The following is a 2,837-nucleotide window of genomic DNA, read 5'->3' as shown; positions in this document are numbered from 1 at the left end:
GGTACCGCGTTCATCATGTGGATGGGCGAGCTCATCACGCAGCGCGGCATTGGCAACGGCATGTCGCTCATCATCTTCGTGTCCATCGTCTCTCGCGTTCCCGCGGCTATTTTCAGCAGCGTGAACCTTACGGGCGACACGGGCATGGGCATTGCGGTCACGCTGCTCATCGTGCTCGTGGTGCTGCTGTGCATCCCCGCGATTATCTTCGTGGAACGCGCCCAGCGCCGCATCCCGGTGAACTACGCAAAGCGCGTGCAGGGTCGCAAGATGATGGGTGGTCAGTCCACCTACATTCCCTTGAAGGTGAATGCGGCGGGCGTTATCCCAATTATCTTCGCGAGCTGTTTGATTTACTTCCCGGCTCAGATCGCTGCTCTGTTCAACATTGGTTGGCTTACCGCAGCGGCCGATGCCATGTCGACGGGTTGGATCAACTGGCTGCTTACGCTGGCACTCATCGTGTTCTTCGCGTATTTCTACACCTCCATGGTATTCAATCCCGAAGAAACGAGCGACAACCTGCGCAAGCAGGGCGGCTTTATTCCGGGCGTTCGTCCGGGTAGCGCTACCACGCAGTACATCAAGAACGTTATCAATCGTGTGACGTTGCCTGGTGGTCTGTTCATCGCACTTATCGCGGTTGTTCCGTCGATTTTGTTCTACTTCACCGGCAATCAGCTTATTCAGGCGTTTGGCGGCACTTCGATTCTCATTATGATCGGCGTTGCGCTCGACACCATGAGCAAGCTTGAGAGCCAGTTGAAGATGTACAACTACGACGGCTTCTTCAAGTAATCGAAAATGCGGGTCAGGTGGCCCGCATTTTTATTGCGAAATCAAGAGCTCCCTTTGTGGGAGCTCTTTTTTGTACAGCAATCACGTAGATTTAGCGCGGGGAAACGTAAGGAAATAAAGATTCTCGAATGGCATGCAGGGGCATTCCCTTTCATAATGCTGAGCTTGTTGGGCTATGCAAGGAAAGGAGTGCGGCGTGATCGAATCGAATGCTCGTGTTGGCTTCGTCGGCGCGGGTAAAGTGGGCACGGCGCTCGGCGAGCTTTTTCGGAATTGCGGTATCTCGGTTTCGGGATACAGTTCGCTGTTGCTAGAAGACGCGCAGGCATCGGCTGAGAAAACGGCATCCGCTGCTTATGCGAATGCGGCTGAAGTAGTCGAGGTGTCCGACGTTATTTTCTTCACGGTACCCGATGGCGAGATTGCCAATGCATGGAAGAATCTCGTGGCGTCGTATGGCGATGCGGCGTGCGATGCGCTGTTCGGGAAAATCGTATGCCATTGTTCGGGCGCGCTGCCGGCCGCTGCTCTCGCCGATGCGGTGGAATATGGCGCGAAGGCCGCTTCGGTGCATCCGCTTTTCGCGATTTCGGGTGGGGGAAGCGCCCAGGCGAAAATCGGTTCGTCGCTTTTCACGCTCGAAGGCGACGAATCGGCCCTTGCAACGGTGTCGGCCCTGCTTGACGCGTGCGGGGTCCACCATAGGGAAATCGCTTCGAGCGACAAGCCGCTTTACCATGCGGCGGCCGTGTGCGCGAGCAATTTGGCCGTGGGCCTTTTCGCAAGCGCCCAAACGATGCTCGAGCGATGTGGCTTCGGCGCCGACGAGGCTCGTGGCGCGCTGCGGCCATTGTTTGTGGGCAACTGCGAGTCGATCGCAGAGCGTGGCCCCATCGACGCCCTTACTGGGCCCATCGAGCGCAACGACGCCGAAACGGTCGTCGGACACTTAATGGCGTTTCGGGAGGATCCAACGCTGTTGAAGGAGCGCGACGCGTATACGGCGCTTTCGCGCGTGGTGGTCGAGGTCGCCGCCGCGAAGCATCCCGAGAGGGATTATTCGCATATCGCGGAAATACTCAGGGCTGCACGATAGGTCCTGAAAACGACAAGAGGGAAGGAAGGGCTTGAGGCGGGTGCCTCGGCTCTTAAAGAAAGGCGAATACCATGAAGAATACTGCCGCAACGTTTGCCGCCGCCAAGGCGAAAGGCGAAAAGCTCTCGATGCTCACCGCATACGATTATTCGACGGCGAAGCTCGAAGACGAGTCGGGCATCAACGGCATTTTGGTTGGCGACTCGCTGGGCAATGTGGTGCTCGGCTACGAAGACACCGTCTCGGTAACCATGGAGGACATGATTCACCATGGCGCCGCCGTTGCCCGTGGCGCGAAAAACGCGCTCGTCGTTGTCGACATGCCGTTCATGAGCTATGAGGTGACCGTCGAGGAAGCCGTGCGCAATGCGGGACGCCTTATGAAGGAAGGTCGCGCGGGTGCCGTGAAGCTCGAGGGCGGCGTGCGTGTTGCTGAGCAGATTCGCGCAATCGTGAAGGCCGGCATTCCCGTTATGGGCCATATTGGCCTTACCCCTCAGTCAATCAACGTGTTCGGCGGTTTCAAGGTGCAGGGCAAAAGCGAGGAAGCTGCCCGTGCCTTGCTCGCCGACGCCAAGGCCGTTGAAGAGGCTGGTGCGTTTGCGGTTGTCATCGAGGCGGTTCCTGCGGCGCTTGCCCAGATGATCACCGATGCCGTTTCGATTCCGACCATCGGCATTGGCGCAGGCGCTGGTTGCGACGGCCAGATTCTCGTATATCAGGATATGCTCGGCATGTTCAGCGACTTCACGCCGAAGTTCGTGAAGCGCTATGCCAATGTGGGCGAAGTCATGCGCGAGGCGTTCGCGAATTATGCGGCCGAGGTGGCCTCGGGCGCGTTCCCCACTGAAGAACACACCTACAAAATCAAAGATGACGTGCTCGAGAAGCTCTACTAAAGAAAATGGCGCGGCGGCTTGAAGGAAAGCGGGTCGCCGCGAAT

3 protein-coding genes are annotated in these 2,837 nt (G+C 57.8%); all 3 read left to right on the top strand.

Going from position 1 to position 2,837, the window contains the following annotated elements; translation table 11 throughout:
• The coding region (secY, locus tag ACWI8T_RS09275; RefSeq protein WP_449138732.1) for a preprotein translocase subunit SecY at positions 1-798 on the top strand (798 nt) is incomplete at its 5' end.
• A gap of 196 nt (positions 799-994) precedes the next feature.
• Complete coding sequence (locus tag ACWI8T_RS09270) at positions 995-1,894, top strand: Rossmann-like and DUF2520 domain-containing protein (protein ID WP_449138731.1); 900 nt, start codon at positions 995-997, stop codon at positions 1,892-1,894.
• A gap of 71 nt (positions 1,895-1,965) precedes the next feature.
• A complete protein-coding gene (panB, locus tag ACWI8T_RS09265) occupies positions 1,966-2,793 on the top strand; it encodes a 3-methyl-2-oxobutanoate hydroxymethyltransferase (RefSeq protein WP_114614858.1) in 828 nt (275 codons plus the stop codon).
• Positions 2,794-2,837 lie beyond the last annotated feature (44 nt).

It is taken from the genome of Slackia sp. (genome assembly GCF_977041755.1).
Note: the sequence above shows the minus strand (reverse complement) of the source record. Positions and strands in the feature narration are given on the sequence as shown.